18 protein-coding genes are annotated in these 26,346 nt (G+C 65.8%); 6 read left to right on the top strand and 12 right to left on the bottom strand.

Features of this window, described 5'->3' with window-relative positions; all coding sequences use genetic code 11:
* The first annotated feature begins 63 nt into the window (after positions 1-63).
* Positions 64-480 carry a DUF3788 family protein gene (locus OH491_RS14035; RefSeq protein WP_068770700.1) on the top strand — a complete coding sequence of 139 codons (417 nt, stop codon included), beginning with the start codon at positions 64-66 and terminating at the stop codon, positions 478-480.
* Positions 481-681: 201 nt separating this feature from the next.
* Here OH491_RS14035 and OH491_RS14030 read toward each other — a convergent pair whose 3' ends face one another.
* Positions 682-1,707: an SDR family NAD(P)-dependent oxidoreductase gene (locus tag OH491_RS14030; RefSeq protein WP_068770701.1), complete on the bottom strand. Its 1,026-nt coding sequence runs from the start codon at positions 1,705-1,707 to the stop codon at positions 682-684.
* A gap of 95 nt (positions 1,708-1,802) precedes the next feature.
* Here OH491_RS14030 and OH491_RS14025 point away from each other — a divergent pair, with 95 nt between their 5' ends.
* Positions 1,803-2,768 carry an AraC family transcriptional regulator gene (locus OH491_RS14025; protein ID WP_068771144.1) on the top strand — a complete coding sequence of 322 codons (966 nt, stop codon included), beginning with the start codon at positions 1,803-1,805 and terminating at the stop codon, positions 2,766-2,768.
* 175 nt (positions 2,769-2,943) lie between these two features.
* Positions 2,944-4,209 (top strand): hypothetical protein, encoded by a 1,266-nt coding sequence (locus OH491_RS14020; protein WP_068770702.1) that lies wholly within the window; start codon positions 2,944-2,946, stop codon positions 4,207-4,209.
* 50 nt (positions 4,210-4,259) lie between these two features.
* On the opposite strand, the gene OH491_RS14015 is transcribed toward OH491_RS14020, so the two are convergent.
* The 5 genes from OH491_RS14015 to OH491_RS13990 all read right to left on the bottom strand — a co-directional run bounded on the left by OH491_RS14015 (position 4,260) and on the right by OH491_RS13990 (position 12,312).
* The gene (locus tag OH491_RS14015) at positions 4,260-5,255 is read right to left on the bottom strand and encodes a transposase (protein WP_068770703.1); all 996 of its coding nucleotides are present in this window, start codon (positions 5,253-5,255) and stop codon (positions 4,260-4,262) included.
* Between the two features lie 115 nt (positions 5,256-5,370).
* A complete protein-coding gene (gltB, locus tag OH491_RS14010; RefSeq protein WP_068770704.1) occupies positions 5,371-10,095 on the bottom strand; it encodes a glutamate synthase large subunit in 4,725 nt (1,574 codons plus the stop codon).
* A 218-nt stretch (positions 10,096-10,313) separates the two neighbouring features.
* On the bottom strand, positions 10,314-11,003 hold the full coding sequence (locus tag OH491_RS28200) for a transposase (RefSeq protein ID WP_068770705.1): 690 nt from the start codon (positions 11,001-11,003) through the stop codon (positions 10,314-10,316).
* 333 nt (positions 11,004-11,336) lie between these two features.
* Positions 11,337-11,969: a YceI family protein gene (locus OH491_RS13995; protein WP_068770706.1), complete on the bottom strand. Its 633-nt coding sequence runs from the start codon at positions 11,967-11,969 to the stop codon at positions 11,337-11,339.
* A 43-nt stretch (positions 11,970-12,012) separates the two neighbouring features.
* Entirely contained in the window at positions 12,013-12,312 is a 300-nt protein-coding gene (locus OH491_RS13990) for a hypothetical protein (RefSeq protein WP_068770707.1), read from the bottom strand.
* A gap of 216 nt (positions 12,313-12,528) precedes the next feature.
* Here OH491_RS13990 and OH491_RS13985 point away from each other — a divergent pair, with 216 nt between their 5' ends.
* Complete coding sequence (locus OH491_RS13985; protein ID WP_068770708.1) at positions 12,529-13,308, top strand: superoxide dismutase; 780 nt, start codon at positions 12,529-12,531, stop codon at positions 13,306-13,308.
* A gap of 162 nt (positions 13,309-13,470) precedes the next feature.
* Here OH491_RS13985 and OH491_RS13980 read toward each other — a convergent pair whose 3' ends face one another.
* The 5 genes from OH491_RS13980 to OH491_RS13960 form a co-directional block, all read right to left on the bottom strand.
* Positions 13,471-14,211 (bottom strand): response regulator transcription factor, encoded by a 741-nt coding sequence (locus OH491_RS13980; protein ID WP_342750525.1) that lies wholly within the window; start codon positions 14,209-14,211, stop codon positions 13,471-13,473.
* A 46-nt stretch (positions 14,212-14,257) separates the two neighbouring features.
* Entirely contained in the window at positions 14,258-16,429 is a 2,172-nt protein-coding gene (locus OH491_RS13975; RefSeq protein WP_145928833.1) for a sensor histidine kinase, read from the bottom strand.
* Positions 16,430-16,763: 334 nt separating this feature from the next.
* A complete protein-coding gene (locus OH491_RS13970; protein ID WP_068771145.1) occupies positions 16,764-18,182 on the bottom strand; it encodes a vWA domain-containing protein in 1,419 nt (472 codons plus the stop codon).
* Between the two features lie 243 nt (positions 18,183-18,425).
* Positions 18,426-18,779: a DMT family protein gene (locus OH491_RS13965; protein WP_068771146.1), complete on the bottom strand. Its 354-nt coding sequence runs from the start codon at positions 18,777-18,779 to the stop codon at positions 18,426-18,428.
* A gap of 263 nt (positions 18,780-19,042) precedes the next feature.
* Positions 19,043-20,926 (bottom strand): ATP-binding cassette domain-containing protein, encoded by a 1,884-nt coding sequence (locus OH491_RS13960; protein WP_068770711.1) that lies wholly within the window; start codon positions 20,924-20,926, stop codon positions 19,043-19,045.
* 315 nt (positions 20,927-21,241) lie between these two features.
* Between OH491_RS13960 and OH491_RS13955 the strand changes: the two genes are divergently transcribed.
* Positions 21,242-23,431, top strand: a complete 2,190-nt coding sequence (locus tag OH491_RS13955; protein WP_068770712.1) for a hypothetical protein — start codon at positions 21,242-21,244, stop codon at positions 23,429-23,431.
* 186 nt (positions 23,432-23,617) lie between these two features.
* On the opposite strand, the gene OH491_RS13950 is transcribed toward OH491_RS13955, so the two are convergent.
* Positions 23,618-24,850 carry an argininosuccinate synthase gene (locus OH491_RS13950; protein WP_068770713.1) on the bottom strand — a complete coding sequence of 411 codons (1,233 nt, stop codon included), beginning with the start codon at positions 24,848-24,850 and terminating at the stop codon, positions 23,618-23,620.
* A 306-nt stretch (positions 24,851-25,156) separates the two neighbouring features.
* Here OH491_RS13950 and carA point away from each other — a divergent pair, with 306 nt between their 5' ends.
* Complete coding sequence (gene carA / locus OH491_RS13945; RefSeq protein WP_068770714.1) at positions 25,157-26,329, top strand: glutamine-hydrolyzing carbamoyl-phosphate synthase small subunit; 1,173 nt, start codon at positions 25,157-25,159, stop codon at positions 26,327-26,329.
* Positions 26,330-26,346 lie beyond the last annotated feature (17 nt).

Below are 26,346 nucleotides of genomic sequence, written 5' to 3'. Positions count from 1 at the left end.
CCAAAAAAGTGGCTGACAAAGACCGCTGCGCCCGCAGGCTGGCGGCAGCCCTTTTTGCCAGCCATGGAAAAACCTTTGTTGAATGACCCGGATATCAAACCGGATGCGGATATTTTGAAAAAAGCACTGGGACGCGCCCATGCAGCCTACGAAACGCTGGCGGCGGCCGCGGGCGCGGCGGGACTGGAAATGACCTGGAATTATTACAAGGACGGGAAAGCGTGGCTATGCAAGGTTGTGTATAAGAAGAAGACCGTCTTCTGGCTGTCGGCATGGGACGGATATATCAAAACGGGTTTTTATTTCACGGAGAAAACCCGCGCGGGCGTGGCGGGACTGGACGTGGATGAAAATATAAAAACGGCATTCGCGCGGGCCGGGGCCGCCGGAAAGCTGGTCCCCCTGAGCATAAATGTAAGCAGGAAGGCGCAGGTGAGGGACGTGATGGCGCTGGCGGAATACAAGAAGGCGTTGAAATGAGCGCGTGCGGACCGCGTGCTTCTGCTTTATTCTAAATGGTTCCCCGTTATTTTTGTTAGACGCTCTTAATAGAACCGCAGTCGATGCAATGTAACCCATTGGGTTACACTCCCATTAAACCGGACTTCATGTTTGCGACGTATTGGGTTTGGGGCCACATGCCGGATCGGGCCGCCCGCGGACAGGCGGCCCATGCACCGCTCACCCCAGCATTTGTCCGCTCACGTCCCAAAGGCGGGCGGCCGCGGCGGGGTCGATGGCGTGGGGCATCACGCCGAAATTGCCGTTCGCATCCGCGCCGCTTACGGGGTCCAAGGGGCTCTGGTCGGTGCACAGCGGGGCGATGTCATTGTTTTCGCAATACACGCCGCCTTTGCCCGCCAGCGCCGGATTGGTCGCGCACCAGACAATCGTGGCCGCTCCCTGCGCCACGGTTTTCATCTGCCGCAGCGGATCGAGGATCGGGTTTCCGCCGCCGTCAACAACTCCCATGGCGGCCAGGGCTCCCTTTGCGAGATGGCGGGAGAGGTCGGTGTTCACGATGCTGCCGGGATGCGCGGAAAACGCACGGATGCCGTCGGGCGCGCCGCGCCTGTCCAGCTCCAGCGCGAAAAGGATGTTCGCGCTTTTCGACTGACCGTAGCCGAGCCACGGCTGGTATTCGCGTTTCAGGAAATCAATGTCCTCGAAAACGACGGGGGAATAACGGTGCCCGCGCGAGGAGACGGCGACCACGCGCGCGCCTCCGGCCCTTCGAAGCGCGGGCCACAGGCGCGCGGTGAGCTGGAAATGCCCGAGATGATTGGTGGAAAACTGCGCCTCATGCCCGCGCGCGTCGCGCATCAGCGGGCAGGCCATGATGCCGGCGTTGTTGATCAAAATATGAAGCGGCCCGGCGGCGGCGTTGTATTTTTTCGCGAAGGCGTCGATGGACGCCGGGTTCATCAGGTCCATCGGCTCGATAGCGACGCCGTCGAAACGCGCGAGCGCGGCGGACGCCTTGACCAGGTCGCGAGCCGGCACGATGACTCTCGCCCCCGCGGCGCGCAGGACGCGGACGATTTCCAGCCCGATGCCCGCGTAGCCGCCGGTGACGATGGCGGTCTTGCCCGCGAGATCGATGCCGGCGATGACATCGTCGGCCGTCGAGGAGGCCCCGAAGGCGGAACCGAAGGGGCGCTGCGCCGTTTGCGTCGTGTTTGTCGTGTTTACCGTGTGCGTATTCATTTTTCCCGGATTTATGGTGTTCGATACGAGTATATGCCTGATGCGGTGAACGGTCTATAATTGAAAATCCACAAAACATGCGCGAAAGTCCGGACATGATCTCCGATCCTTTTTCCGACATCCTCAGACTGGTGAAGGCCGAGCCCGTCATCGCGGGCGGCTTCACCGCCGGGGGCTCGTGGGCAATCCGTTTTCCGCAACCCGACAAAATCAAGTTCTTCGCCCTGGTGAAAGGGAGCTGCCTGCTGTGCATTGACGGATGGAAGCGGCCCGTGCGCGTCGCCGAGGGCGACGTGTTTTTGTTTTCGGGAGAGCGCGGGTTTGTGCTCGCAAGCGATTTGGACGCCAAGCCCGTCGATGCCCTGCGCCTGTTCAAAGGCGGCGCCGACAAAACCGCGCGCTTGGGCCGCAAGGCCGACTGCATCCAGATAGGCGGACATGTGCGGCTCGATCCGGCGGGTGGCGCCATGCTGGCGGATATCCTGCCGCAATTGATCCACGTCCGCGGCACGGCGCCGGAGGCGGCGGCGATAAAGTGGCTGCTCGGCCAGCTCGCACGGGAGCGGGCCGGCGAGTTGCCGGGCGGCGCGCTTTCGTCGGCGCTGCTCGTGCAGATGATGTTTGTGCAAATATTGCGGGTTTATCTCGAGTCATCCGCGTCGCAAAAAGCGGCGGGCCTGTTCCGGGCAATCGGAGACCGAAGGATCGCGCCGGCGCTCCGCCTGATGCACGGCGATCCCGGCCGCGTCTGGCACCTGGGGGAGCTGGCCAGGGCGGCCTCGATGTCGCGCACGACCTTTGCGATGCATTTCAAGTCGGTCGCGGGCGAGGCGCCGCTGTCGTATCTGGCCGGGTGGCGGATGCGTTTGGCGGCCAAGGCGCTGCGCGAGGAAAATCCCACGGTGTCGATGCTCGCGGAAAGATTCGGCTATGCGTCCGAAAGCGCCTTCAGCAACGCGTTCAAGCGCATCCATGGGATTTCCCCCAAGCGCTACTGGCGCGCGGCGAGGAAACATGCGGAGGGAGCGACGGCGGCAGGGAATCCGGCTCCGCAAGCCTGAGCCACAACGGCATCCCTCCGGATGGCCCTTGCGGATGGCGGCAATGAGGCAAAGTCGTGACGGAGCGGCGGCGTCCCCGCCGCCCGACGGGATGACGAGTCGCGCCACCCCGTTTCCGCCGCCGAATCATTTTTCGCATTCCGTTTTCCACCGATCCGCGATTCTATAAGGCATCATGGCATGGCGCATCGAAGAGCATGTCTCGCGCGGCGAGATCGACAACCGTATCCGCGGACGCATTACGGCGCGGCTGTGGTTTTGCGGGGACGAGGAGACGCCGATGGAAATTCGCCTGGCCGGCGACGCGCAGCCGGATTTGCACGGGCGTTTCATCGCGTTCACCAATCCCGACGCAAAACCGGGGAGGCTGGACGGCTTGAGCCTCAGGCAGCACGGCACGGCCGGCCGCATCACCGCGTCGCGCAAGGTGAGGATTCCCGACGTGCCGCTCGACCGGATCGGCGAGTATTACAAGACCGGCAGACCGCTGCCGTGCCATTGGGGCAACGTGCTCTATTTCGAGTGGTTCAGCGAAACCGACGGGCGCATCGTGATCGAGGCGCCCTACGCCTTGCAGATTTCGGCCGACGCGCCGACGTGGGAGCTGTCGCCCGGGGAAAAGGCCGCCCACGACGATGCTCTCGCAGCCGGGGCGGACGACGATCCGGTCACCATCATTCACAACCCGGACTTCGCTGGCGCGCCCGAAGGCGAGGCATGGAAGGAATCGCGGGAAAACGCCGAGGCGGACGAAGATGACGAGTGGCGTCCGCCGACCGAGGAAGAAGCCGACCGGACGCAGGCCGAGTCCGATTTGCTGGTGGATCGCATCATGGCGCGCATGGAGCGCGAAGGCGAGGGAGCCGATTTCGAAAAAATCCTCGACGAGGAAATCACGCGCCGGCGTCGGGAACGCGGCGAGTCCGAGCCCACTCCGGAGCAACTGGCGGACAACCAGCGCCGTCTCGACGACCTGAACGCCGGCGCCGAGGAAGTGTTGCGCGAGATGGAATCGGAAGCGTGGAAAGGGCCGGAAGAACCGCGCGGGCATCCGTTGACGATGCGCGCCCGGGAACTGGCGCTGCGTGTGAGCAAGGACGTGGAGGAACGAAACTGGTGCCCGGCTGACGCGCATGGCGAGCACCCGGTGTTGCAGCTTGTGTCGAGCCTGATGTGTGCCGGCCCGAAACTCGCCGGGGCGCTTGGCGCGCACGAGGAATGGCCGCCGCCGCTGATGTTCGCTGCGGCGACCATCGTGCGGTTGAAAAAGGCGCTCGATTTCATCGAGGACGCCCGTCTCGCCGCCGAGTGTTGCACCGGGCAAAACCTGACCGAGGTCGCGTGGCTCGACGGCGTGATGCGCGAGGCCGGTGAAATCGCGGCGGCCATCAAGGCGCTCGTCGCGGAGTTGCGGGCGAGATTGAAGGAGGGGCGGGAGTGAACGCGCGCCTTCGCCTGGCCACGAGGGTGTGGTATTTTAGACCCTTGCGGTTATAGGCCAAAGGATTGCTTGCGCAGGCCGCGCAGGGTGGTCAGCTCGCCGCCCCAGTCGGTGAGCGCGGGCAGCGGGCGGGGGACGCTGTGCGCGCGGCGGTGGAGGTTGCGGCGGTAGCGCGCGAGGTGTTGCGCGACGAAAGCTTTGCCGCCGAGCACCGCGCCGTCGGTGAAGTAACGTATCCGGCAGCGCAATACAGTCGCCAGCGGCAGGCGTGCCTTGGCTTTGAGCACCTGCCCGAGCTGCTCCGGCGTAAGGGCGGCGGCCCGCTCCCTGGGCACGCTGCCCTTGCCGAAGAGCGATTCGCGGTAGGCCGCCTGCACGGCGGACCAGAGTTTGCTCTCGCCGATGATGTGCGCGAGGCCGGCCCGTGCCGGTTTGCCGCCGGCCACCGCCTCGGCGTAGCCGCAGAAACGGTAGTCCTTCGGGTCGGCCGCGAGGCCGGCGCGCACGCAGTTCAGGTCGATGTAGGCGGCCATGGTTTCGAGCACGCGACCCTTCGGTTCGAGAAGGACGGATTTGAAGCGTTCTGACCAGAGCGTGCCGTAGCGGCGGTGGCTGCGGTTGAACCAGACTGAGAAGCGTTGTTTCAGGAGCTTCATGAACTGCGAGATGTCGCCCATGAGCGCGAGTTGGCGCTTGCGCCACGCGTCGGCCTCGGGGCCGACGGTTTTGAGTTGAGCCTCGATTACGTCGAGCCGGGCCGCTTGGTAGGGGGTGGGCTTGGGGTACATCACGCGGTAGCGGCGCAGCAGCTCGATGTCGGAAATCTCCGCGGCGGGCGGCACGCGGGCGAGCACGTGAAAGTGGTTGGAAAGGATGGTGTAAGTGAGAATCTGCACCCCGCAATAGTCGGCCACTTGCCAGAGCTGTTTGCGCAGGGTTTCCTTCGCGGGGTCGTCGAGCAGACGCTCGCCGTTCACCGTCCGCGTCATGCAATGGTAAACGGCCTCGCCTTCAACCGGGGAAACCTTGATGCGCGCGGTTCTCATGGAAAGAGATAGCGAGAATGGATCGAAGTTGAAATGCTTGTCAATATATTTTTAACCTGTCCCTTATTTAAAAATGTGGTTTTCCTGAAAGGATTTTTTCGGTTCTCCCAGTGGCTTATGCCACCATCAGCTCGGCGGGAAATTGGTAAACGGGTTTCGGTGTTTCCGGGGTGGGCGGGTGCGGGATGACTTTCCAGAATTTCGCCGCCGCCGCAGGCCAGTCTTCCAGAAGCGCGCGGGCATGGGGACTGGCGGTCTGTCCGGCGTGTTGCTCGATCAGGCGGCGCAGGGATCCGGTTTCGCCTTCGTCGCCAAGGCGGTCGAGGGAGATCATCTGCGGATTTATGTTTTGGGGAAATTCATCCGCCTCGTCGTAAACAAAGGCCAGGCCGCCGCTCATGCCGGCGCCGAAATTCACGCCGGTCGAGCCGAGGACGACCACCACGCCGCCGGTCATGTATTCGCAGCCGTGGTCGCCCACGCCTTCCACCACCGCCGTCGCGCCGCTGTTGCGCACGGCGAAGCGTTCGCCGGCGCGCCCGGCGGCGAAGAACCGTCCGGAGGTCGCGCCGTAGAGGCAGGTGTTGCCGATGAGCGAATTTTTGTGCCAGGCGTAGGCCGCTGCGCGCGGGGGGCGGATGACGATCTCGCCGCCGCCCATGCCTTTGCCGACGTAGTCGTTGGCCTCGCCGAGGAGGGTGAGGCGGATGCCGTTGACGAGGAAGGCGCCGAAGGACTGGCCGGCCGAGCCGGTGAAGGTGAGGTCGATGGTGCCGGGCGGGAGACCGCGCTGGCCGAGACCGTAGGCGATGACGCCGGAGAGAAAGGTGCCGATGTCGCGGTGAATGTTTTCCACCTTGTAGCGGGCGGAGAGGCGCGCGCATTTGCCCCGAATGACGTCGCGCGCCTCTTGCAGGATCACCTCGTCGAGCGAGCCGTCGTGGCCGAAGCGTTCGTTGCGCTCGCGGGTGTGGTAGCGGTCGAGTTCGTTCGACGGGTCGGGGTTGTGGAGGAGGCGCTGGAGGTCGAGCAGGCGGGTCTTCGGGTTGGCCGGGTCGTCGATCTGCTCGAGGAGCTCGGTGCGGCCGATGATTTCGTTGAGGGTGCGGGCGCCGAGCTTGGCGAGGTAGTGGCGGACGTCCTCGGCCACGGCGTTGAAAAAGTTGATGACGTTTTCGGGCTTGCCGCGGAACTTGGCGCGGAGGTCTTCGCGCTGGGTGGTGACGCCGACGGGACAGGTGTTGAGGTGGCAGACGCGGAACATGGCGCAGCCGGCGGCGATGAGCGCGGCGGTGCCGAAGTTGTATTCCTCGGCGCCGAGGATAGCGGCGATGACGATGTCGCGGCCGGTCTTCATGCCGCCGTCGGTGCGGAGGGTGATGCGGTTGCGCAGGCCGTTCATCATGAGCACATGGTGCGCCTCGGCGACGCCGAGTTCCCAAGAGGAGCCGGCGTGCTTCACGGAGGCGAGCGGCGCGGCGCCAGTGCCGCCTTCGTGCCCGGAGACGAGGACGACGTCGGCGTAGGCCTTGGCCACGCCGGCGGCGACGGTGCCGACGCCGGAGCAGGCGACGAGTTTCACGCAGACCTTGGCGCGCGGGTTGACTTCCTTGAGGTCGAAGATGAGCTGCGCGAGGTCCTCGATGGAATAGATGTCGTGGTGCGGCGGCGGGGAGATGAGCGTGACGCCGGGCGTGCTGTGGCGGAGGCGCGCGATGAGGTCGGTGATCTTGTAGCCGGGGAGCTGGCCGCCTTCGCCGGGCTTGGCGCCCTGGGCCATCTTGATCTCGATTTCCCTGGCGTTGGCGAGGTATTCGGCGGTGACGCCGAAGCGCCCGGAGGCGACTTGCTTGATGGCGGAGTTGGCGCTGTCGCCGTTTTCGCGGACGGAGAAGCGGGCGGGATCCTCGCCGCCTTCGCCGCTGTTGGACTTGCCGCCGATGCGGTTCATGGCGATGGCGAGCGTCTCGTGCGCCTCGGGCGAAAGCGCGCCGAGCGACATGCCGGCGGTGGTGAAGCGGCGGCGGATGTCCTCGGCGGGTTCGACCTCGTCGAGCGGGATGTGCGGGCGCAGGCCGAAACGGATGCGGAGCAGGTCCTTCAGCGCGACGGGCTGGTGTTCGTCGGCCTGGGCGCGCACGAGATCGAAGTCGGAACCGGCCCCCGGCGAGCGGACAAACTTGGTCATGGTGGCGACGTATTTGGGGCTCCAGGCGTGGAACTCGCCGTCGCCTTTTTTGTTCACGCGGAAGTAGCCTTCGTGATGCAGCGCGAGGGTGGCGGTGGCGGGCGGGGGCGGAGTCGCTGAATCGGTCGTCGCGGCCGATGGTGCGGCTTCCTCGGGAAAGGCAGACGCGTGGCGGCGGAGCGACTCGGCGGCGATCTCGCGGTAGGTCACGCCTTCGATGGGCGAGGGCGTGCCGGTGAAGCATTCCTCGATCACGAGCGTGGAGATGCCGATGGCCTCGAAGAGTTGCGAGCCGCAATAGCTCGCGAGGGTGGAGATGCCCATCTTGGCCATGACCTTGAGCAGGCCGGCGTCGAGGGCGCGACGGTAGTTTTCGCGGGCGGCGGCGGGTTGGGCGGCGAATTCAGGAGCAGGCGGGACGGATTGGGCGGCGCGGCCTGACGCAAGGTCAGGCCCTACGGGCGCTGCCGCGCCGTTGGCTTTTTCGGTGGCGATTTCGCCGACAAGGTGGAGCGCGAGCCAGGGGTTGACGGCGTTGGCGCCGAAACCGACGAGGGTGGCGAGCTGGTGGACGTCGCGGGCTTCGCCAGTCTGGGCCACGAGGTCGCACTTGAGGCGCAGGCCGGCGCGGACGAGGTGCTGGTGCACGGCGCCGACGGCGAGCAGCATGGGGATCGCGGCGCGGCCGGCGTCGAGGGCCTGGTCGGAAAGGACGATGAGTTTGGCCCCGGCCTCGACGGCTTCGGCGGCGAGGCGGGCAAGGTCTTTCAGCGCGGGTTCGAGAGCGCGGGTGCCTCCGCCGGCATCGAAGTGCGCGGCGAGGCGGGTGACGCGTCCGGCGAGCATGGGGACGCGGAAAAGCGCCGCCAGTTCGTGGTCGAGCAGCACGGGGGAATCGAGCTCGACGAAGCCGCTGGTCTCGGGAAATTCCTCGAAGAGGCCGAGACGTCCGCCGAGGACCATGGCGAGCGACATGACGGACTTTTCGCGGATCGAGTCGATGGGCGGGTTGGTGACCTGCGCGAAGAGTTGCTTGAAGTAGGTGTAGAGCAGGCGCGGGCGGCGCGAGAGGACGGCGAGCGGGGTGTCGTCGCCCATCGAGCCGGTGGGTTCCTTGCCCTCGGCGAGCGGGGCGAGGATGAGTTCGCGTTCGTCGAGGTCGTAGCCGAAGGCGATCTGGTGGCGAAGCAGGGACGAATCGGCGGCGGACAACGCGGCTTCGCCGTCGGCGCAGGCAGGTTTCGAGGACGAAGGCGGACAGTCTGCCTCGCCCACGCCATTTTTCGGGTCGGTTTCGTTTTTCAGAAATTCGCCGAGGTTGATGAGGCGGGCGGCGCACCAGTCGAGGTAGCGCGGGTTGGCGGTGAAGCGGGATTTCAGTTCGGCGTCGCGGTAAAACTTCTTTTCCGCGAGGTCGATGGCGATCATGCGGCCGGGGCCGAGGCGGCCGGACTCGACGACCTTGCCGGGGAAGTCGTGCACGAGGCCGGCCTCGGAGCCGAGGATGACGTAGCCGTCGTCGTAGATTTTATAGCGGGCGGGGCGCAGACCGTTGCGGTCGAGCGAGGCGCCGAGGATTTTGCCGTCGGTGAAGACCATCGCGGCGGGGCCGTCCCACGGCTCGATCATGCAGGAATGGTAGCGGTGGAAGGCGCGGTCGGCGTCGGAGAGGCGCGGGTTTTTCTCCCAGGCCTCGGGCATGAGCAGCATGATGGCCTCCAGCGGCGAGCGGCCGCCGAGGGTGAGGAGCTGGAGGGCGTTGTCGAAGGAGGCGGAGTCGCTCGCGCCGGGCTGGACGAGCGGGTGCAGGTCGGGGAAACGCGCGCCCCAGACGCCGTGCGCGGCGGCGCGCTGGCGGGCGCGCATGAGATTGCGGTTGCCGCGGATGGTGTTGATCTCGCCGTTGTGGGCGAGCATGCGGAACGGGTGCGCGAGGTGCCAGTTCGGGAAGGTGTTGGTCGAGTAGCGCTGGTGGAAGATGGCGAAGCTGCTGGTGAAGCGCGGCGACTTCAGGTCGGGATAAAACGGACGGATCTGCGCGGGAGTGAGCAGGCCCTTGTAAACGATGGTGCGAGAGGAGAAGGAGCAGAGGTAGAGGCCCGCGAGCTTCGCCTCGCCGGCGCGGCGCTCGATGGTTTTCTGCGCGAGAAAAAGACGCCGCTCGAATTCGTCGTCGCCCATGCCGCCCGCGCGCGCGACGAGCGCCTGGGTGATGAGCGGAAGCGTGTCGGCGGCCTTGCGGCCAAGGCAGCCGGGACCGACGGGGACGTCCCGCCAGCAAAGCCAGGCAAGCCCCTCGGCGCGGACGGCCTCCTCGATGATGGCGCGGCCGCGGGCCTGCGCGGGCTCGTCGTCGGGCGGCAGAAAAATCATGCCCACGCCGAGGTCGGTGTCGCGGGCGAGCGGGATGTTGTGCGTGTCGAGAAAATGGCGGAAAAGCTCGTGCGGAATCTGGGTGAGAATCCCGGCGCCGTCGCCCGTGATGGCATCGGCGTCGATGGCGCCGCGATGCGCGAGCGAGCGGAGCGCGGTGATGGCGCGGTGAACGACATCGGTGGAGCGCTCGCCGGAGAGCCGGGCGACAAAGCCGACCCCGCAGGCATCATGTTCCTGCTCCGGGTGATAGAACGGTGACGGGAGGATTCTGGCCATGGGCGGCGTTGGGACAGGTCTGTCGGGTTGGAATGGCAAACAGGTTTAATCTGTTGTGAACCAGCCGGTTGACGGCGGTTTCATCCTCGTAATTTATCTCACAATAATCTATTTATCAAATCCTTGCGCAGAAACAGATCCTGCCGGACGGCGGGCCATGCCGCCGGGTTTATGGATCAGGCAACATGCAGGAAACAGGCCATTGGGCCGACCTGCCATCAAATTTTTTTATTATGGCTATAAGCAACGGTGATCAACGCGCAAGAAAAATTAGGATATTTGAGGAGAAGATTGAGCAGTTCGATGAGTTTGCGCATGAGGGCGGAGAGGGCGACTTTGACGGGTTTGCCTTTTTCGCGGAGCCGGCGGTAGAGGGCGCTGAGGAGCGGGTTATGGCGGGCGGCGCTCAGTGCGGCCATGTAGAGGATTTTTCTGAGGCGGTGGCGGCCGCCTGCGATATGGCGGGGTTTGTCAGCGGAGCCGCTTTGGTTGGGGAGGGGTGCGACGCCGAGCAGGTCGGCGGCGATCACGCGTTCCATCTCGGCGTCGATCTGCTTGATGTGCTGCTCCAGCAGGGCGCGGCGCGCGGCGGCCAGGCTTTCGAGCAGGGGCAGGCCGGTGTCGATGCGGTCGGTCTTGGCCAGGATGCCCTGGGACTTGGCGAACTCGCGCACGCGCCTGGGGTTGACCACGCTCACGCGCACGCCAGCCTGGTGGCAGGCGCGCGCGAGGGCTCTTTCGTAACCGCCGGTGGCCTCGCAGACGACCCACGCGCGGGCGGGCAACTGCGAGAGGAAACGCAGCAGGCCCGCAGGGCTCTGCGCGAAGCTCGTCACGCCCTTGGGCAGGTCCGCGACGAAACTGGACTTGGCGAGATCAACGCCGATGTGTTTATATTGGTTTGGCATGGCAGGACTCCTTCTTATCGAGACGCGCTCAAGGGCGCAGACAACGGTTCGAGTTGCTGCCAGCGGTGCCCGCCGGGTCTGTCGCTGCGCTGCGAGCTCAAGGGCTCATGGCATCCCATCAGACTTTCGGCGGACAGGGGAGGGGCGGACGGCCGTCCGCCCCTCCCCGAACCACTGGCCAAGACCGGCTTCGTTATAGAACTGCGCCGGTCTTGGCCAGTGTCCTATAAGGCTTCCCTGCCTGCGCTGCGCGCTGCCGCGTCCTTGCTGCGGGCGAAGCCCATGCCTCCCCGGCATGGATTTCGCGCAGGAAAGACATGTGCAATGCCCGGGTTACTTCTTCGCCGCGCCGGCGATGCTGAGCGAGAGGTGGATGGTCTCGGCCACCTTGTCGGTGTTCTGGCCCGGTTGAATGTTATAGTCGCCGCGGTTGATCTCGAAGGTCGCGCGCAGCACGAGAAGGTCGCCTTTCAGGTTCGGGTCGCCGAGGCGCGCGCCGAGTTTGTCGGGGAGATGGGTGAGGGAAACCGGCACGGTCACGTCTTTCGTCACGCCTTTGAGCGTGAGCCTGCCCGACACGTCGGCGAGAGTCTGCGCGCCCTGCGTGCGCACGTTGGCGAGCGAGACGGCTTCGAAGACGATCTCGGGAAACTGTTTCACGTCGAGCCAGCCCGCGCTGTGCAGGTGCTCGCCCATCATGGGATTGCCGACGGTGAGCGAGGAGGCGGCCAGCACGATGCGCCCGGTCGTCGCGCCGGGCCGGGCCGGATCAAAGGTGACCTCGCCGCTGATGCCGGTCGCCGTGCCGGTGATGGATTCGAGCGGCGCGTCGAGTTTGAACTGCACGTTGTTGACGCCTTTCGGGTCCTTGAAATCGTAGCTCAGGGACGCGGCGTTCGCGGACAGGGCGGCGGCGCCGAGCGTCGCTGCGGTTAAGAGAAGGGAGCGGATTGCATTGCTTTTCATGGGAGCGGGTTGTGTTGGTTTCTGGTTGGAGGGAAAAGAGGACTCAGGCCCGGGCGGCGTGCGCGCTTCCCGTGGTGGCGGCGGAACGGCGGGGCAGAAAACTCAGCGCGAGCAGGGCCAGCGCGAGGGCACCGCCCGCGGCGGGAAATTCCACGCCGGGCACAAACGCGGCCTTGCGCACGGGAAACTCGATGCCGGTGATTTCGTCGTGCTGCATTTCCACGACGCTCGTCGCCGTCCATCCGCGATGCGCCCCGCCCGCGAGCCAGCCACCGGCGGCAGAGAGCAGCACCACGGCGGCGGCGAGGCGGAGGGCTTTTGCAACACGGGCGGAAATTTTCATGCCGGCAACAGTAGCACACGGACGGGCTTTCGCATAATGCACGGGCGCATCCGCCGTTATGCGTTCTACGCATGGCCCGGATTCGCCTTGGGCCTGATGCCGCCGGGCGGGCAGGTTCCGGCGGCGGCGGCCCGCGTCGCTTCCAAAAATGGAACCGCCGGGCACTTATTGCATCCATCAGTTGCGCTTCACGTCTTATCTGCTTTTTTGATACACATGAAACCCGACTCCTCCCTCCCGCTGTCGCCGCGCGTGTCGCGTCGCGACGCCCTCAAGACCCTCGGCGGCACGGCCGCGTTGCTCGGCCTCGGCCTGTTTTCCGGCCGCGCGCTTTCCGCCGATCCCGCTTCCGCCGGGGTGGCTCCGGCGGTCCCGCCTGCCGGGCCGTTTGCCCTGCCGAAACTGCCCTATGCGTTTGACGCGCTCGAGCCGCACATCGACGGACGCACGATGGAGATTCACTACACGAAGCATCATCAGGCCTACATCGCCAACGCCAACAAGGCGCTCGCGGACCAGCCCGCGCTGGCGAGCCTGGGCGCGGAGGAATTGCTCGCGCGGCTCGACGGCGCGCCGGAGGCGATCCGCGCCGCGCTGCGCAACAACGTCGGAGGCCACGCGAACCACACGTTTTTCTGGCAAAGCCTCGCGCCGCACGCGGGCGGCGCGCCGTCCGGCGCCTTGGGCGCCGCCATCGCCGGGGCGTTCGGGAGTTTCGAGGCGTTCAAGACGCAGTTTGCCGACACCGCCATGAAACGCTTCGGCAGCGGCTGGGCGTGGCTGGTCGCGAGCAAGGGAAAACTCGCGATCACGTCCACCGCGAACCAGGACTCGCCGTTCCTCACGGGCGACGTTCCCGTCGTCGGGCTGGATGTGTGGGAGCACGCATATTATCTCAAATACCAGAATCGGCGCGCCGACTACATCGCGGCTTGGTGGAACGTCGTCAACTGGCCCTTTGCCGAAAAATCATACGCCGCCGCGATGAAGGCATAATACCAATTTCCAATGAAAATCACCCTTTCGGTAGGGCGAGGCGTCCCCGCCGAGCCGGAGGCCAGCAACGGCTCGGCGGGGACGCCTCGCCCTACCGAAAGGGTGAAAAATGGTTCGGGATTGATATAAGGACGCGCGAAGGCGCGTCCGGCGGTGGTGCGCTCAACCGCCGGGCGGCGGCGCCGGGTCGTGGCGGTAACCGGTGCCGTGAAGGGTGGTGATGGCGGACGATTTCGCGCCGGGCGGGTCGATTTTCCTGCGGAGCTGCGCGATGTGCTGGTCGAGCGTGCGGGTGGTGCCGTAATAATCGACGCCCCAGACGGCGTTGAGCAGCGCGTCGCGGGTGAGGACTTCGCCGGGATGCGCGGCAAATTCCTCCGCGAGGCGCAGCTCGCGGGCGGTGAGCGTGACCGGCTCCGCACCGGGAAGCGCGGCGGTGAACCGCCTGCGGTCGATGGCCGCCGCGCCGAGGCGGAAGACCGGCGGGAGCGCGGCGGCGGCGGGGTTTGATCCCGGGGCGGCGGACGCGGCGCCGGAGCGCGCGCGGCGCAGCAGCGCCTCGACGCGGGCGAGAAGCTCGTGCACGCCGAAGGGCTTGGTCATGTAGTCGTCGGCGCCGAGCTTCAGGCCGACCACCTTGTCGATTTCCTCGCCCTTCGCGGAGAGGAAAAGCACGGGGACGCGCGGGTCGCGCGCGCGGATTTCGCGGCAGACGTCATAACCGCTCATCCCCGGCATCATGATGTCGAGGACGACGAGGTCGTATTTCATTTGTGGATACAGTTTGAGCGCCTGTGCGCCGTCGGAGGCGGCGGTGACGGCGTGGCCCTCGCTCTCGAGCACGGCCATGAGGCCGAGGCGGATGTTGGCGTCGTCTTCGGCGATGAGGATGCGGGCTTTCATGTTAACGCTTCGCTGATGGGCAAGGTGGAAAAGGCCTTTCGTTTTTTCATGCTTCATCGGCCCGCGCCGTCCGGCAGGGCAGCGTGAGCGTGAAGTGGCTGCCGCCGCCCTCGCGGGGCGAATAGGCCAGCTCGCCGCCGAGGGCGCGGGCAAGCTGGCGGGCGATGCTCAGGCCGAGCCCCGCGCCGCCTTGCGCGGCGGTCAGGGTGTCGTCCACGCGGTGGAATTTCTCGAAAATGAGCGCGTGGTGCGAGGGCGGGATGCCGGGGCCGCGGTCGGAGACGATGACGGACACGGCGGCGCGGGCTGCCTGTCCATGAACAGGAGCGCGGACATTCTTGTCCGCGATGTCGCGGGCAGGTTTCGAGGCCGAAGGCCGGCAGTCCGCCCTGCCCGCGCTCCTGAAAGGGGCACAGGCTGTCTGCTCGTGTGGATTACGCGGGGTTTGTGGCATGGGCGGGTCGCCCGCGTCACTGTCCATTAGCGCCACCGCGACTTCGCCGCCGGCGGCGGCGTATTTGCAGGCGTTGTCGAGGAGGTTGATGACGATTTGTTCAACCGCGTCGAGGTCGGTCGTGACGACACAGGGCGCGTCGGGGCGCATCAGGTCAAGGCGCAGCCCGGCCTCGGCGACGCGCGGCGCGTGGCGGTCGAGGATGCGGGCGATTTCCTCGCGGAGGTCGTGCGGCGCGAGGTCGAGTTTTTTGCGGCCCTGCTCAAGGCGCGAAAAATCGAGGACGTTGTTGACGAGGCGGGCGAGGCGTTGGGTTTCGCGGCTGATGGTCTGGAGGTAACCGGCGCGCCGTGCGTCGTCGCGCACGCGGCCCTGCTCGAGCAGCTCGGCGTAGAGGCGGATGGTGGTGAGCGGGGTTTTGAGTTCGTGGGAGACGTTGGCGACGAAGGAGGTTTTTTGCGCGGACTCGGCGGCACTGAGGCGGGCCTGGCGCACGAGGAGCGCGCCGCCGGCGAGGATGGCGATGACAAAGGTGGCGACGAGGAGCGTGCCGAGGAGGAAAAAGGCGCGCCCACCGTTGGACGCGGCAGCGGGCGCAGCGTAGCCGGCGACGGCCCAACCGGGAAGGAGGCTGGCGGAGATGGGCAGCGTGATGGCGGGCTTGCGCGCGGTTTTGGCGGACGAGGATTTAGCAGGCGCGTCCTCGATGCGCCCCACGGTGTGCGTGGGCGGGTGGCCGATTTCGCCGATGGCGTAGGCCTCGTCGGACTCGATGTTGACCGGGAGCACGTCGCGGAGGCGGGTGGCGATGGCGTCGAGGTCGATCTCCACGACGAGCACGGTGCCGTTGACGCAGAGCCTCCAGCCGTGAAGGTGCGGCGTGCCCGAGGCGTCGCGCCACGGAGTCCAGCCGGTGCGTTCGGGGGCGGGGCGGGTGATTTTCGATTTTGGATTTTCGATTTCGGATTGGGCACTGCCGCGCCGTTCGGCGATGGAAGAGGAAGCTTCATCAAGCGAAAGTTCGGCGGCGCGAGCCGGAATCCCGCCGGCGGCGGCGGCGATTTCGGCGTCGAGGGTGGCGGACGCAGGGACGCGGGCAGGAATGCCCGCGCTCCCGTGGCGGGCATCGGCGATTTTTGAGGAGGGAGGCGCGCCGGCGTTGGCAGAGAGCGGGTAGTCGGCGCGGTTTTGCACCTTGGCGACCTGCTGGAGTTCCTGCCGGGCGATGCTGAAATTGCCGACATTGGCGGCGGGCGCGCGCTGGTCGCGCTGGCGGGAGGCCGCGATGTCCGGCGGTGTGTCCAGGAGAAAGTCGTTGGCGCGCGCGAGTTCTTCGTCGGTGGAGGCGGCGGCGGGGTGGTGCGCGGGCTCGCGCCACGGGGAGGTGGCGAGCCAGGCGAGGGTGGCGTCGGAGGCGCGGCCCCAGAGGAGCCGCCCGGCGCCGCTGGCCTGGAAGGTGTCGTGCACGAGCGGATTGGCGCGGCGCCACTCGGAGAGGAACGCGGCGGGGCTGGTGTCGGGCGCGTCGTTGAGCGTGGCCATGAGGCCGGCCTGCACGTCGCTGACGATGACCTCGATGTTCTCGGCGATGAGGCGGGTGCGCGCCTCGATGGCGGCGCGGCGGGTGGTGTCGGCGGAGCGCTGGCGTTCGTTGATGCGGACTTCCTCGCGCTGCACGAGCCAGAACGCCCCCGCGCCCACGATGAGCGTGGGGACGAGCAGGAGGAGCCAGTAAAGCAGCACGCGTCGGGAAACGGAGATCATGAGGCCGGCGGAGGCGGGAAGTTGCCGCAAGTAACCGCGATGAACACGAAGGAGGCAAAGGAAGAATTTTGGGTCATGCTGGAAACATCGGCGGTGAAGGCACGGGCAGGGCGCGTGGGTGAAATTTATGCCGGATTACGGACACAATTGATGCATGCGCCCAACGATGTTTCTTCACGCGGTCCCGTAGGGCCCGACCTTGCGTCGGGCCGCGAAATGATGGGGAGCTGCGAATGGCGAAAACGCTCCATGCATCAAGCCATTCGCCGCCGGGCTTCACGCTCGCGGCCTGACACAAGGTCAGGCCCTACGAATTCGCGTTTTGCGCGGGGCGTCACTTCTTTTTCTTTGAAGGCGCGACGCTGGAGGAGGAGGTGTTTTGCTGGTTCACGGTGTTTGCGTTGTCGGTGCGGAATTGTTTGCGGGTTTCGACGGAGAACTGGCTTAACTCCACAATCTCGGCCTCGGCGTCGTTTTTGGCGGATAATTCGATGACGGCGCGATTGTCGTAATTTTTGCCATAGTTATCCATATATGTTGAGTTCGAGCGCAGGAGTTTCGCGGCTTCGAACTGCTTGCCGGCGTCGATGAGTTCGATGGCCTTGTCCTTGACCTCGGCGGTGCGGTTGGCGGCGAAGTCGGCCTGCACCTGGTGGTTGGCCGAGGCGATGACGGCGGACTGGTCGGCGGAAAAACGGGCTCGTCCGAGCGCGGTGAGCTCGACGGTGCGCTGGGCGGCGATGTCCTCGCAGGTGATGCGGGCGCGGGCGATTTCGCGCTCGGCGCCGGTGCGGGTCGGGCTGACCTCGACTTCGACGAGGGCGAATTTCTCCTGGCCGCCGTAGATCTGGCCGAGCGGGATTTCGGCGCGCGGGCCGTCGATGGTGCCCTGGCGCCCGACGAGGGCGAGCGGGCGGATGCCGTCGGGAAACTCGACGAGGATGACGGCGCGACGGGCGACGACGTTGAGCACGTCGCCGAGCTCCGCGGCGAAGATGCGCGGGAGCGCGGCGCCGGACTCGGCGAAATAGGTGTTGCCGTCGCTGCGGAGCGCGAGGCGGGTCATGAGGTCCTCGTTGTAGCCGAGGCCGACGCCGATGGTGGTTACGGAGATGCCTTCCTTGACGAGGGCGGCGCCGAGGCGTCCGAGTTCGTCGGGCGTGGAGGGGCCCTGGTTGGCCTGGCCGTCGGAAAGGAGGATGATGCGGTGCACGTAGCGGCGATCCTCGATGTTTTTGCGGAGTTCGGAGGCGCCTTGGTTGACGCCGGCATAGAGCGCGGTGCTGCCGCCGGCGCGGATGGAGCGGATGACGGCTTCGATTTCGCGCCCGACGCCGACGCGCCGCGCGGGAATGAGCGTGTCGGCATTGTTGTCATAGACGACGAGCGAGAGGATGTCGTCGGGGCCGAGCCGGGAGACGGCCTCGACAGCGGCTTCCTTGGCGCGCTCGATGCGCTCGCCGCTCATCGAGCCGGAGCGGTCGAGGACGATGGAGAGGTTGACGGGCTGGCGCGCCTCGGGCCGCGGAAGGCGGACACCGTCGAGGCAGATTTTCACGATGGCTTTTTCCGTGGTGTCCGCGGCGAGGACGGAACGGTCGAGATCGACGCGCAGGCTGACGGCGGGCGGGCGGGCTGCGTCGGCAGCGGAAAAGGCCGGGGGCTGGAGGCTGAAGGCCAGGGCAAAAGCCGCGGCAAGGGCGGCGGGAAACGCGGTGACGCGCGGTATCTTGGGCGTGAGGATGTGTTTCATGGCGGGGCCATTGAAGCACAAACGCACGCGCGGGTTGTCAGCGCGGCGTCAGGGAATTGTCAGGGAATTGTCATGGGGCTTTCGGCCCCGGCCCAATCGTTCTCGTTCTCTTATTTTCTTTCCTCTTTATTCTTTCTCTTCTCCTCAGGCAGTGCCGCTGGCGGAATGAGGATAAAGAGAAAGATAAAGAGGAAAGAGGAAAGAAACAGAAAATGAGAGAACGAGAACGATTTTTTGGGCGTGTCACGCCGAGGGCTTGAAGGCGACGGCGAAATACACGGCGAGCAGGATGAAGGCGAAGCTCACCGCGTAGTTCCAGGCGAGGCGCTCGCCGAGCACGAGCCACGCGAACACCACGAAGACCGTGAGCGTGATGACTTCCTGGATGATTTTCAGCTGGTAGCCGCTGAACGCGCCCGTCAGGTAGCCGGCGCGGTTGGCGGGCACCATCAGGCAGTATTCGAAAAACGCGATGCCCCACGAGACGAGGATGACGAGGGCGACGTGCCGGCCTTCGAGGAATTTGAATTTCAGATGCCCATACCAGGCGAGCGTCATGAAGATGTTGGAACAGACGAGGAGGAGGATGGTTTTCACGATGAAACGCGAAAGCCCGATGATGGCGCGCCCGCGCCCGCGCGCAAGCGGGCAAAACATTCCCACCGCCTCCGTTTAGCAATGGGCGCCGGAAAGCGATGCCAGAAAAAGACGTGATATGCCGGGCGGCCATGCGTAGCGCAGCGACGGTGATTACCGTCGCTGCGCTACGCATGGCCGCTTCTCCCCGACTGTAACCTCCTTGGCGCTGGCATCACTTTGTCGTCCCTCCATCACGCCTTTCCGGGTGTGGATTGACATGATCAACCGGCGGCGGCGTTCCTGCGGGTTTCGAGTTCCTCCCAGCGGGCAAAGGCGGCGGCGAGTTCCTGCTCGATTTCGTCGAGGCGGGCATTCACGGCCCCGGACGCTCCGGGCTCGCGCTGGTAGAAATCGGGGCTGGCGAGCCTGGCCGTGAGCCCGCCCTGCTCGGTTTCGAGGGCTTCGATCCGCGCGGGAAGGTCCTCCAGCTCGCGCTGCTCCTTGTTGGTGAGCTTGCGCGGTTTCGCCGGGCGCGGCGCGGCGGGCGCGCCGTCCGCAGGCGAGTCGCCCGCGCCACTGTTGCCGGCGGCGGCCTGTTGCGCGGCGGTTTGTCTCGCCTTCGCGGCCTCGGCGCGGTCGTGCTGTTGTTTCCAGTCGGTGTAGCCGCCGATGTATTCGGCGACGCGGCCGTCGCCTTCGAAAACCATCGTGCCGGTGACGACGTTGTCGAGGAAGTCGCGGTCGTGGCTCACGAGGAGGAGCGTGCCGGCGTATTCGACGAGGAGGTTTTCCAGCAGGTCGAGCGTCTCGGCGTCGAGGTCGTTGGTCGGCTCGTCGAGCACGAGGACGTTGGCGGGCTTCGTGAAGAGGCGGGCGAGGAGGAGGCGGTTGCGTTCGCCGCCGGAGAGGACCCGCGCGGGCGTGCGGGCGCGCGCGGGTTCGAAAAGGAAGTCCTGCAGGTAGGTGATGACGTGGCGCTGGCGTCCGTCGATGGTAACGGTGGTGTTGCCGCCGGCGATGTTGTCGGCGACGGATTTGTCGTCGTCGATCTGGGCGCGGAGCTGGTCGTAGTAAACGATTTCGAGGTTGGTGCCGTGCTTGATGGCGCCGGCGGTCGGGGCGAGCTGGCCGAGGAGGAGGCGGATGAGGGTGGACTTGCCGGCGCCGTTGGGGCCGATGATGCCGATCTTGTCGCCTCGGGTGATGGTGGCGGTCAGGTCGCGGATGAGCGGGGCGGGGGCGCCGCCGGTGTCGTTGTTTCCTGGATACGAGAAGGAGACGGCGTCGGCCTCGATGACTTTCACGCCGGATTCGGCGGCGTCGGCGAGGCGCAGGTTGACCGAGCCCTGGCGCTCGCGCCGGGCACGGCGCTCGGCGCGGAGGGCGGCGAGCTGCTGGAGGCGAGCACCGGCGCGTTTGCGCTGGGCGCTGGGCTTGCGGCGCGACCATTCTTCCTCCTGCGCGAGTTTCTTGTCGGCGGCGGCCTGCTGGCGCTCCTCAGCCTCGAGGACGTCCTGCTTGCGGGCGAGGTAGGTGTCGTAGTCGCAGGCCCAGCTCGAAAGGCGGCCGCGGTCGAGTTCGACGATGCGGGTGGCGAGGCGACGGAGAAAGGCGCGGTCGTGCGTGACGAAGAAGAGGGGAATTTTTTCGGTGAGAAGAAATTCCTCGAGCCAGAGGATGGAGGCGAGGTCGAGGTGGTTGGTCGGCTCGTCGAGGAGCAGCAGGTCGGGGCGCCCGGCGAGGGCGCGTGCGAGGAGCGCGCGGCGTTTGAGGCCGCCGGAGAGCGAGGCGAACGGCGCGGCGGGCGCGAGGCCGAGCCGTTCGAGGAGGTTTTCGAGGCGGAGCTCGCGCTGCCAATCCTCCTCGTGGTCGTGCTCGTCGCGCGGGGCGAGGGCCGCGGCGGCGACGAGGTCGTGCACCGTGCCGTCGAGGCCGGCGGGAATTTCCTGGGCGAGGCGGGTGAAGCGCGCGCCGGGCTGGCGCGAAACGACGCCGGTGTCGGGCGCGAGTTCGCCGGCGATGACGCGCATGAGCGTGGTCTTGCCGGCGCCGTTGCGCCCGACCAGGCAGACGCGCTCGCCGGGGTCGACCTGGAAGTTCACGTTTTCCAGGACCGCCGGGCCGCCGAAGCTGAGGTTCACGTCGAGCAGATTGACTAGCGCCATAAGGAACAGGGCAACGTGAGGCGCGCGGGCGGACGGGGCAAATGTTTTGGGAGAGGGCGGGGAAATGGCGGGGGATGCCGGTCGGACGAACCAGGGTCACGACAGGCCGTCTTTCCTCTTTATTCTTCTCTTGGCAGACTGTCGCTTCGCTCGAAACCTCTTTCTCCCTTTCGTTCATCCCGAAAAACCAAACGCTTGAGGAGAAAGACAAAGAGAAAGAATAAAGAGGAAAGATACCGGCAGGCGTATTCCATGACTGTCCGATTTTCCCGCCCGTTTCTTTTTCCCCGTTTGCCGCCATCTTTTTTTCTCCCAATGAAACTTCCCCTCCGCCTCCTCCCCCTCCTGGCCTTTGGCCTTTCGGCCCTTCCGTCTCTCAACCTTTCCGCCGCGCCCATCGATCGCGAGGCGCTCGTACGCCGGCACGAGGTGCGCGTCACCGCGCTCGATCCCGAGGCCGCACTCAGCGTCGGCAACGGCGATTTCGCGTTCACGATGGACGCCACCGGCCTCCAGAGCTTCGAGACGCTTTATCGCGACAAGGGCGTCCCCACCGAGACGCTTTCGACCTGGGGCTGGCATTCGTTTCCAAATCCCGACGGCTTCACGCTCGCCGACACGATGAAGCTTTACGATTTTCACGGGCGGCAGGTGCCTTACGCGGCGCTCGAAAAAAGTCCCGCCGGAAAATATTTTCGCGAAAATCCGCATCCCGCCGCCCTCGGCCAGCTTTCGTTCATCTACGACGGTCGCGAACTCGCCCCCGCCGACATCACGGGCGTGAACCAGCGCCTCGACCTCTGGACCGGCATCGTGACCAGCCGCTACCTGCTTGGCGGCGAGCCGGTGGAGGTCGTCACCATCGCGCATCCGGAGCGCAGCCTCGTGTCGGTGCGCGTGCGCTCGCTGTTGCTCCAGACCGGACGGCTGGAGGTGCGTTTTCATTTTCCCTACGCCTATCGCGCCAGTGTGAAAAACAAGCCCCCGCTCATCTGGGACCAGCCCGGCGCGCACCGCACCACCATCGCGGACAAGGGCAAAAATCACGCGAGCCTCGAACGCGTCGCCGACACGACCAGCTACCGCGTGCGCCTCGCTTGGGACGGCGTGGCCGGCCTCGCCGAAGTCGCGCCGCATGACTTTCGCCTGCGCACCGAGGCCGTCCAGGGCGGCCAGCTCGATTTCACGTGCGAATTCGCCCCTGCGGACCCCCTCGCCAACGTGATCACCGGCGATGTCCTCTCTCTCGCGGCGCGCGCGCTGCCGACCTTCGACGAAACCCGCGCGGCGAGCACGCAAGGCTGGCGCGACTTCTGGACGCGCGGCGGCGCCGTGGACCTTTCGCTCAGCACCGACCCGCGCGCGCACGAACTCGAGCGCCGCATCGTCCTCTCGCAATACATCACCAAGGTGCACTACTCCGGCCACTTCCCGCCTTCCGAATGCGGTCTGGTCACGCCCACTTGGTTCGGCAAGCACAACTCCGAGGTCTATCTCATCCACTCCGCGCATTTCGCCCAATGGGGCCGTCCCGAGTTGCTCGAAAACGGGCTCTCGTGGTATCGAAAAATCCTCCCGCTCGCGCAGGCCGACGCCGCCAGCAAAGGTTTCGACGGCGCGCGCTGGCCCAAGATGACCGCGGTCGACGGACATCCCACGCCCGGGGGCATCAATCCCTTCATCATCTGGAACTTTCCCAACCCCATCTACCTCTGCGAACTCGTTTACCGCGCCAAGCCCTCGCCCGCCACCCTCGCCCAATACAAGGACATCGTTTTCGAGTCGGCGAAGTTTCTCGCCTCCTACGCGTTCTTCGACAAAGCCACCGGCCGCTACGTGCTCGGCCCGCCGCTCAAGGCCTCGACCGAGTCCTCCCACGAAAACGAAACCCAAAATCCGACCTTCGAGCTCGCCCTCTGGTATTACGGCCTGAAAGTCGCGCAGGACTGGCGCGCCCGACTCGGTCTCGCGCCCGAGCCGCGCTGGGCCGACATTTTGGAAAAACTCGCCCGCCCCGCCGTGGTTGACGGCAAATACATCGAAATCGAAACCGAGCCGCACATTTACGACAAACCCACCGGCGGCGTGCCCTCCTCCATGCTCTACGCGCTCGGCTACGTGCCGCAGACCCCGATGATCGATCCCAAAATCATGCGCGCCACCCTCGACGAGGTGCACCGCCGCAGCGGCGGCGGGGTCAAACGCTGGAACAGCTGGGCCATGGGCCAGGGCGCCAACACCGCCGCGCGCCTGAACGAGCCCGAGCTTGCCGTGGACATCGTCACCAACGACGACCCAAGGGCGCGCTTCAAGGTGCAAGGCTTCGTGCCCCGCCCGAAGGAGCCCGATGGCTGCCCGGCCTACATGCCGGTGAACGGCTCCTTCCTGAGCGCCGTCGCGCTCATGGCCGGCGGCTGGGACGGCGCGCCCGAAGGCCCCGCGCCCGGCTTCCCGAAAAACGGCAAGTGGGTCGTCCGCGCGGAGGGAATCAACCCGATGCCGTGAAGCGCCGGCCCGCGGCAGCGCGCCGTGGCGTCGGCATCCCTGTCTGCCGTCGAAAAAGAAGGCGCGAAGCGTCGCTGGCTTTTTTTCTTTTCAAAAAAATGCCGCGCTTCGCGCGATCACCCGGCACCCGACGGCGGCAGGCAGGGATGCCTGTGCCACGGATGCCGCCGCGCCTAGCAAGGGCGCTCAGCCGCCGATGCGCGGGCCGCCCTGGGCAATGTTGCGGGCGCGGAGGCGCAGGCCGTTCAGGCGGATGAAGCCGGTCGCGTCGTTCTGGTTATACCAGCTCCGCACGCCTTCCATCGACGCGATGTTCTCGTCGTAGAGCGAATACTTCGACTTGCGGCCGCAGGTGACGACGTTGCCCTTGTAGAGCTTCAGGCGCACGGTGCCGGTGACATATTTCTGGCTCTCGTCCACCAGCGCCTGCAACGCCTCGCGCTCGGGCGCGAACCAGAAGCCGTTGTAAACGAGTTCGGCGTATTTCGGGATGAGCGAGTCGCGCAGGTGCTGCACCTCGCGGTCGAGCGTGAGGCTTTCGACCTGCTTGTGCGCGTGCATCAGGATGGTGCCGCCGGGGGTCTCATAGACGCCGCGGCTCTTCATGCCGACGAAGCGGTTTTCGACCAAGTCCACGCGGCCGATGCCGTGTTTGCCGGCGAGTTTGTTGAGGGTCTTCATGACCTTGCCGGGCGTGAGCTTCTTGCCGTTCACGGCCACGCAGTCGCCTTTTTCGAAGTCGAGCTCGATGTATTCGGCCTGGTCGGGCGCGTCCTCGGGCGAGACGGTGAGCTTGAACATGGCCTTGTTTTCCGGCGTGGTCGGGTCGAACCACGGGTCCTCGAGGATGCCGGCCTCGTAGGAGATGTGGAGGAGGTTGCGGTCCATCGAGTAGGGCTTTTTCAGCGATGCCTCGACGGGGATCTTGTGCTTTTCGCAATAGGCGATCATCTCGGCGCGGCCGGGGAAGGCGTCGCGGAAGGCGTCGAGCTTCCACGGCGAGATGATGGCGAGGCCGGGGGCGAGCGCCATGTAGGTCATCTCGAAACGGCACTGGTCGTTGCCCTTGCCGGTGGCGCCGTGCGCCACGGTGTCCGCTTTTTCCTTGCGCGCGATGTCCACCTGCGCCTTGGCGATGAGCGGGCGAGCGATGGAGGTGCCGAGGTAATACTGCCCCTCGTAAACGGCATTGGCGCGGATCATCGGGTAGATGAAGTCGCGGGCGAATTCCTCGACGAGGTCGAGCGTGTAATGCTTCGCCGCGCCGGTCTTGCGCGCCTTTTGCGAGAGGCCCTTGAGTTCCTCCTCCTGGCCGACATCGGCCGCGAAGGTGACGATTTCGGCGTCGTAGGTTTCGCGAAGCCACTTGACGATGACCGACGTGTCGAGGCCGCCGGAGTATGCGAGGACGATTTTCATGGATGAAAAGAAAGGGACCAGCATGCGGCGGCGCGCCGGGCGCTGCAAACCCAAAGAAAAGGGCGCCAAGATTCGGGTGTGACTCAAAGTCGCGCCACCCCCTCTTTCTTCTTTCCTCTTTATCTTTCTCTTTCGTCAGGAACGGGCAGGGAGTTCCGGGCGAAGCGAGAAGCCTGACGAAAGAGGAAAGATAAAGAATAAAGAGGAAAGATTCCGGCGGTGACTTCACTTTGGGTTGCACCCAGCATTCCCCGCCCCTCCTTTCGTCTTGGCAGCGGAGGGCGGAGGGTTTTGTCTTCCGTTTTGATGTCCACCTACAAGCCCGGGGTTCTCGCACTCGAAGACGGTTCCGTGTTCCACGGACGCGCGTTCGGCGCCGACACCGCCGTCGCCGGCGAGTGCGTTTTCAACACGTCGATGACTGGCTATCAGGAAATCCTCACCGATCCCTCCTACTTCGGCCAGATCGTCACCATGACCGCCGTCCACATCGGCAACTACGGCGTCAACGCCGAGGACGCCGAGGACGACGCGCTGCGCGTGTCGGGCTTCATCGTGCGCGAGGCCTCGCCCATCGTCAGCAACTGGCGCAGCGAGCTCTCGCTCGAGGCCTATCTCAAGAAATACAACATCCCCGGCCTCGCCGAGGTGGACACGCGCGCCATCACGAAGAAGCTCCGCGTCACCGGCAGCATGAAATGCTGCCTGAGCACGCTGCCGCTTTCCGACGAGGAAGCCGTCGCCCGCGCCCGCGCGTGGCAGGACATGGAGGGCTCCGACTACGTGAAATTTGTCTCGTGCAAGGCGCCCTACATCTGGAGCGGTTCCGATCCCGCCAACTACAACACGGCCTTTCTGCCCGTCGGCACGACGCTCAACGCGCGCACGCCGCCCGCGCAGCGCCACCGCGTCGCCGCCTTCGATTTCGGCGCGAAGCACACCATCTTCCGCAAGCTCATCCGCCACGGCTTCGACGTGGAGGTTTTTCCCGCCACCGCTACCGCCGGGGAAGTCCGCGAGCACAAGCCCGACGCCGTGTTTCTTTCCAACGGCCCCGGCGATCCCGCCGCGCTGCCCTACATCCACAAGATGGTGACGGACCTGCTGCCCGACTTTCCGATTTTCGGCATCTGCCTCGGCCACCAGCTCATCACGCACGCGCTCGGCGGCACCACCTTCAAGCTCAAGTTCGGCCATCGCGGCGGCAACCAGCCGGTGAAGAATCTCGAAACGGGAAAAGTCTCCATCACCGCGCAAAACCACGGCTTCGCGACCGACCCGAAATCCATCGAGCAGCGCGGCGCGAAAGTCACCGAGGTCAACCTCAACGACGGCACGGTCGAGGGCCTGCGCCACACCGAGCTGCCGGTGTTTTCGGTCCAATACCATCCCGAAGCCGCGCCCGGCCCGAACGACGCCGACCCGCTCTTCGTCGATTTCCACAATCTCACGACCGCGCGCAAGGCCGGGAAGATCTGACCCTGGCGGCCGGGCCT

Source organism: Termitidicoccus mucosus, assembly GCF_038725785.1.
In the GTDB taxonomy this organism is placed as follows: Bacteria; Verrucomicrobiota; Verrucomicrobiia; order Opitutales; family Opitutaceae; genus Termitidicoccus; species Termitidicoccus mucosus.
The sequence above is the reverse complement of the archived record's forward strand: the minus strand, read 5'-3'. Positions and strand labels throughout refer to the sequence as shown.

Excerpts from the sequence above, each read along its gene's own strand:
- OH491_RS28200 (WP_068770705.1), bottom strand. The coding sequence starts at position 11,003 with ATGCCAAACCAATATAAACACATCGGCGTTGATCTCGCCAAGTCCAGT.
- OH491_RS14015 (WP_068770703.1), bottom strand. The coding sequence starts at position 5,255 with ATGAGAACCGCGCGCATCAAGGTTTCCCCGGTTGAAGGCGAGGCCGTT.
- OH491_RS13970 (WP_068771145.1), bottom strand. The coding sequence starts at position 18,182 with ATGAAACACATCCTCACGCCCAAGATACCGCGCGTCACCGCGTTTCCC.
- OH491_RS14035 (WP_068770700.1), top strand. The coding sequence starts at position 64 with ATGGAAAAACCTTTGTTGAATGACCCGGATATCAAACCGGATGCGGAT.
- OH491_RS13960 (WP_068770711.1), bottom strand. The coding sequence starts at position 20,926 with ATGGCGCTAGTCAATCTGCTCGACGTGAACCTCAGCTTCGGCGGCCCG.
- OH491_RS13995 (WP_068770706.1), bottom strand. The coding sequence starts at position 11,969 with ATGAAAAGCAATGCAATCCGCTCCCTTCTCTTAACCGCAGCGACGCTC.
- carA (WP_068770714.1), top strand. The coding sequence starts at position 25,157 with ATGTCCACCTACAAGCCCGGGGTTCTCGCACTCGAAGACGGTTCCGTG.
- OH491_RS13985 (WP_068770708.1), top strand. The coding sequence starts at position 12,529 with ATGAAACCCGACTCCTCCCTCCCGCTGTCGCCGCGCGTGTCGCGTCGC.
- OH491_RS14025 (WP_068771144.1), top strand. The coding sequence starts at position 1,803 with ATGATCTCCGATCCTTTTTCCGACATCCTCAGACTGGTGAAGGCCGAG.
- OH491_RS13975 (WP_145928833.1), bottom strand. The coding sequence starts at position 16,429 with ATGATCTCCGTTTCCCGACGCGTGCTGCTTTACTGGCTCCTCCTGCTC.
- OH491_RS13950 (WP_068770713.1), bottom strand. The coding sequence starts at position 24,850 with ATGAAAATCGTCCTCGCATACTCCGGCGGCCTCGACACGTCGGTCATC.
- gltB (WP_068770704.1), bottom strand. The coding sequence starts at position 10,095 with ATGGCCAGAATCCTCCCGTCACCGTTCTATCACCCGGAGCAGGAACAT.
- OH491_RS13980 (WP_342750525.1), bottom strand. The coding sequence starts at position 14,211 with ATGAAAGCCCGCATCCTCATCGCCGAAGACGACGCCAACATCCGCCTC.
- OH491_RS13990 (WP_068770707.1), bottom strand. The coding sequence starts at position 12,312 with ATGAAAATTTCCGCCCGTGTTGCAAAAGCCCTCCGCCTCGCCGCCGCC.
- OH491_RS13955 (WP_068770712.1), top strand. The coding sequence starts at position 21,242 with ATGAAACTTCCCCTCCGCCTCCTCCCCCTCCTGGCCTTTGGCCTTTCG.
- OH491_RS14020 (WP_068770702.1), top strand. The coding sequence starts at position 2,944 with ATGGCATGGCGCATCGAAGAGCATGTCTCGCGCGGCGAGATCGACAAC.
- OH491_RS14030 (WP_068770701.1), bottom strand. The coding sequence starts at position 1,707 with ATGAATACGCACACGGTAAACACGACAAACACGACGCAAACGGCGCAG.